Origin of the sequence: Actinomadura sp. BRA 177 (assembly GCF_013372625.1) — a bacterium.
Lineage (GTDB): Bacteria > Actinomycetota > Actinomycetes > Streptosporangiales > Streptosporangiaceae > Spirillospora.
In genome coordinates this window covers 1-4226 of sequence record NZ_JABXFD010000495.1, presented here as the reverse complement: position 1 = coordinate 4226, position 4226 = coordinate 1, and the positions used below count along the sequence as shown (strand labels likewise).

The following is a 4226-nucleotide window of genomic DNA, read 5'->3' as shown; positions in this document are numbered from 1 at the left end:
AGCCCGCCCGGGGCGAGAACGCCCCGGCCGGTCCGCCGGGGGACCGGGACGCCGGCGAGTCCGCCGGGTCGCGCGCCCCCGCGCCGCGCCAGCCCACCGAGCAGTCCTCTCCCCGCGTGCACGCGGGAGAGAACGACGGCGGCCCCGCCTCCTCCGGGCAGCGCCGCCGTCCCGTGGTGTTCGACGAGGACGACGACCTCGACGTCCCCGACTTCCTGAAGTGATCACCACCGTCGCCCTGGGCGACGGCGTCGGCGCCGCCTTCACCGGCCGCGCCGGCGGCGTGAGCAGGCCCCCCTACGACTCCCTGAACCTGGGCGGCGCGGTCGGCGACGACTCCGCCGCCGTGCTCGGCAACCGGCGGCGCGCCGCCGAAGCGCTCGGCGTCGACCCCGCCCGCACCGTCTTCATGCGGCAGGTGCACGGCGCCGACGTCGCGTTCGTCACCTCCCCCGACCTTCCCGGCCCCGTCGACGCCGTCGTCACGACCGTCCCGGGCCTCGCCCTCGCCGTCCTCGTCGCCGACTGCGCGCCCGTGCTGCTCGCCGACCCCGCCGCCGGGGTCGTCGGCGCCGCCCACTCCGGCCGTCCCGGCACGGCCGCCGGGGTCGTCCCGGCGCTGGTGGAGGCGATGTGCGACCAGGGCGCCGACCCGGCCCGGATGACCGCCGCGATCGGGCCCGCCGCGTGCGGCCGCTGCTACGAGGGGCCCGCCGAGATGCGGGACGGGGTCGCCGCCGTCGTGCCCGCCGCGTACTCCACCACGTCCAAGGGCACGCCCGGCCTCGACATCCGCGCCGGCGTCGCCGCGCAACTCGCCTCGGCCGGCGTCACCGCCGGCGACACCGACCCGCGCTGCACCATCGAGCACCCCGACCTCTTCTCCTACCGCCGCGAAGGCCGCACCGGCCGCTTGGCGGGATACATCTGGCTCAAGAACGACTCGCTCGGACACGACTCGTCCAAGGACGACGCGCTCAAAGGCGGCTCGTCGGCAGGTGGCTCGGTCGGGGGTGGCGTGTGAGTGAGGAGAGGAAGCTCACCCCCGAGCAGCGGCGGGCGGAGTTGGCCGAGGGGATCGCCGCGGTGCGCGACCGGATCGCCGCCGCGTGCGCGGCCGCCGGGAGGGACGAGGGTGAGATCACGCTCATCGCGGTGACGAAGACCTTTCCCGCCGCCGATGTGCGGCTGCTGGCCGGACTCGGCCTCACCGAGGTCGGGGAGAACCGCGACCAGGAGGCTCGTCCGAAGGCCGCCGAATGCGCCGATCTTCCCCTTACCTGGCATTTCGTCGGACGGCTGCAGACCAACAAGGCTCGCGCGGTCGCGGGGTACGCCGACGTCGTGCACTCGGTGGACCGGTCCCGGCTTGTCTCCGGGCTGTCGGACGCCGCCGTCCGCGCCGGGCGCACGCTGCGCTGCCTCGTCCAGGTGTCGCTGGACGAGGAGGAGGCCGCTCAGGGTCGGGGCGGTGCGGCCCCCGATGCCGTGCCGGGGCTGGCCGACCAGATCGCCGAAGCCGCCGGCCTGCGGCTCGGCGGCGTGATGGCGGTCGCGCCGCTCGGTGCGGACCCGATGCCCGCCTTCGCCCGGCTCGCGGCGGTGGCGGAGGAGATGCGCAGGAACCATCCGGACGCCCGGATCGTCAGTGCGGGTATGAGCGGCGATCTAGAACAGGCGATCGCGTGCGGCGCGACACACCTGCGGGTCGGTACGGCGTTGCTCGGCGGCCGACGGGCAATCGTCAGGTAATGTCCCCCCAGTGGTACCTGCCCGTACGCGGGTCGCCACGACGGAACAGTCCACCGGCGGCGCCGGACGCGCCCGGAGCCGCCACCACAGGACACGGAGGGGCGTATGGCCAGCGCGATGCGCAAGATGGCGGTCTACCTCGGCCTGGTGGAGGACGACCGTTACGACGACAAGTACGGCGACTACGACGAGTACGAGGTCTACGACGACGAGACCGATCCCGGGCAGGCCCGCCGCCGCGAGGACGAATCCGGCGGTCAGCTTACCCGAGCCGAAGAGGCCGCGGACCGGGATCGCGACCATCACTCCACGTCCACCATCGAGCGACGCTCCGTGGCGCTCTACGAGTCCGGTACCACCGACCTCGCTCGTATCACTACTCTGCATCCAAGGACCTACAACGAGGCTCGGACCATCGGGGAGCACTTCAGGGAGGGCACGCCGGTGATCATGAATCTGACCGAGATGGTCGACAGCGACGCCAAGCGTCTGGTCGACTTCGCGGCGGGTCTCGTGTTCGGCCTGCACGGGAGCATCGAGCGTGTTACGAACAAGGTGTTCCTGCTGTCGCCCGCCAACGTGGAGGTGACGGCCGAGGACAAGGCCCGGATGGCGGAACGTGGGTTCTTCAACCAAAGCTGAGAATTGCATGCGAGAGTATCCGTGAACATCGCTGGACAGGTGCTGACGTACCTCCTGTACTTCTTCCTCCTCTTCCTCATCGGGAGACTGGTGCTGGAGGTCCTGCAGTCGTTCGCCCGCCAATGGAAGCCGTCGGGGGTGGTGCTGGTGATCGCCGAGGCGACCTACACCGTCACCGACCCGCCCCTGAAACTGCTGAGGCGTTTCATCCCGCCCGTCAGGCTGGGTAACGTTGCACTGGACCTCAGCTTCACCGTGCTCATCCTTGTGGTCTGGATCCTGATCATGGTCATCGGCTCCATATTCGGCGGTCCGTAGACCGATCGGATACCGTCCTGCAGGGACAGACTCCAAGCGCGCCAAGGAGACGAGAACATGCCGCTGACACCCGCCGACGTGCGGAACAAGCAGTTCAGTACCACCAGGCTGAGGCCGGGGTACGACGAGGAGGAGGTGGACGCCTTCCTCGACGAGGTCGAGGCCGAGCTCGACCGCCTCATCCAGGAGAACGAGGAGCTGCGGGCCAAGCTGGCCGAATGCCTGCGCGGCAAGGTTCCCGCCATGGCCGCTCCCATCGTGGAGCCGAAGCCGGACGTGCAGAAGATCCCCGAGCCGCCGCGCCCCGAGCCGCAGCCGCAGCCCGAGCCGGAGCCCGCCCCCCTCGGCGGCCTCGGCATGGCGCCCGCGCCCTCCGGCGAGGACAACATGGACACCGCGGCCCGCGTCCTCGCGCTGGCGCAGCAGACCGCCGACCAGGCGATCGCCGACGCCCGCCGGGAGGCCGACGAGACCCTCGGCCGCGCCCGCCGGGAGGCCGAGGAGATCCTCGGCAAGGCCCGCCGGCAGGCCGACCAGATCGTCAGCGAGGCCCGCTCGCGCGCCGAGGCCCTCGACCGCGACGCCCAGGAGCGGCACCGCCAGGTCATGGGCTCGCTCGTGCAGCAGCGCGAGGAGCTGGAGCGCGAGGTCGACAACCTGCGCGCGTTCGAGCGCGAGTACCGCAGCCGCCTGAAGGTGTACCTGGAGGGCCAGCTGCGCGACCTGGAGGCGGGCAGCACCGAGACCGGCGCGTTCGCCGCCGTCCCGGGCGCGGCCCCCGTCGTCCAGTCCCAGCCGAACGCGCCGCAGGGTCCGCACACGGGTCCGCAGGGCGGCCTGCCGCACGCCGACAACCGCAACGGCACCGCCGGCGGACCGTCCCCCGCGCCCGGCCAGTTCCCGCCGCCCGGCGAGCACGGCCAGCAGGTGCAGCACTCGGCGACCGGCGCGTTCCACGCGGGCGGCGACAACCCGCCGCACGACCGGCGCTGACGCGGCGGCCGCAGGCGATAGTGTCGTCCCGATCCCCGCGCCGGGCGTGGCAGCGGCGCCACCCCGGTGATTCCGGGCGGTTGCACGGGACGGCTGCCGGGTCCGTTGCGCGGCCCGGAGCCGAGCGGTCCGAACGAGTGGGAGAGACCCTGTGATCATCCTGAGTGGCGTTCTCGTGGTGGTGGCGATCGCCCTGCTGGTAGCGGGAATCGTCGCCGGCAACGGAGACAGCGCCCAGGTCTTCGGCCTGGACGCGCTGGTGGTGATCTACATATCGATCGCCGTGAGCATCGTCTCCGCGCTGTGCCTCGCCATCGGGGTGTTCCTGCGGCGCAAGGAGCTCTGGGGTCCGGGATCCTCCGCGGCACCCTCCCGGCCGAGCCCGAGCAAGAAGGCCAAGAAGGACAAGCGCAAGAAGGCCGCGCCCCCGGCGGCCTCCTTGCGCTTGTCCTTCTTGGCCTTCTTGCTCGGGCCCGGCCGGGACGGCGGGCCCTTATACACATCCGACGCTGCCGACCACG

Annotated in this window: 5 protein-coding genes and 1 pseudogene; all 6 read left to right on the top strand. The window is 72.2% G+C overall.

Annotated elements, in window-relative coordinates; genetic code table 11:
- A pseudogene (locus HUX53_RS28650) lies at positions 1-224 on the top strand (cell division protein FtsZ); the annotation flags it as partial.
- Positions 221-1024, top strand: coding sequence for a peptidoglycan editing factor PgeF (gene pgeF, locus HUX53_RS28645; RefSeq protein WP_176406328.1), 804 nt, complete (start codon positions 221-223; stop codon positions 1022-1024). The pseudogene HUX53_RS28650 and the gene pgeF, both read left to right, overlap by 4 nt.
- A complete protein-coding gene (locus tag HUX53_RS28640; protein WP_309237481.1) occupies positions 1021-1752 on the top strand; it encodes a YggS family pyridoxal phosphate-dependent enzyme in 732 nt (243 codons plus the stop codon). The genes pgeF and HUX53_RS28640 overlap by 4 nt, the downstream gene beginning before the upstream one ends.
- Before the next feature lie 105 nt (positions 1753-1857).
- Complete coding sequence (locus HUX53_RS28635; RefSeq protein ID WP_176406327.1) at positions 1858-2394, top strand: cell division protein SepF; 537 nt, start codon at positions 1858-1860, stop codon at positions 2392-2394.
- A gap of 21 nt (positions 2395-2415) precedes the next feature.
- The gene (locus HUX53_RS28630; protein WP_067631098.1) at positions 2416-2712 is read left to right on the top strand and encodes a YggT family protein; all 297 of its coding nucleotides are present in this window, start codon (positions 2416-2418) and stop codon (positions 2710-2712) included.
- A gap of 57 nt (positions 2713-2769) precedes the next feature.
- Entirely contained in the window at positions 2770-3705 is a 936-nt protein-coding gene (locus HUX53_RS28625) for a DivIVA domain-containing protein (RefSeq protein ID WP_176406326.1), read from the top strand.
- Positions 3706-4226: the final 521 nt, after the last annotated feature.

What these genes read in the sequence shown, in the direction of transcription:
- HUX53_RS28635 (WP_176406327.1), top strand. Translation starts at nt 1,858, where the DNA reads ATGGCCAGCGCGATGCGCAAGATGGCGGTCTACCTCGGCCTGGTGGAG.
- HUX53_RS28625 (WP_176406326.1), top strand. Translation starts at nt 2,770, where the DNA reads ATGCCGCTGACACCCGCCGACGTGCGGAACAAGCAGTTCAGTACCACC.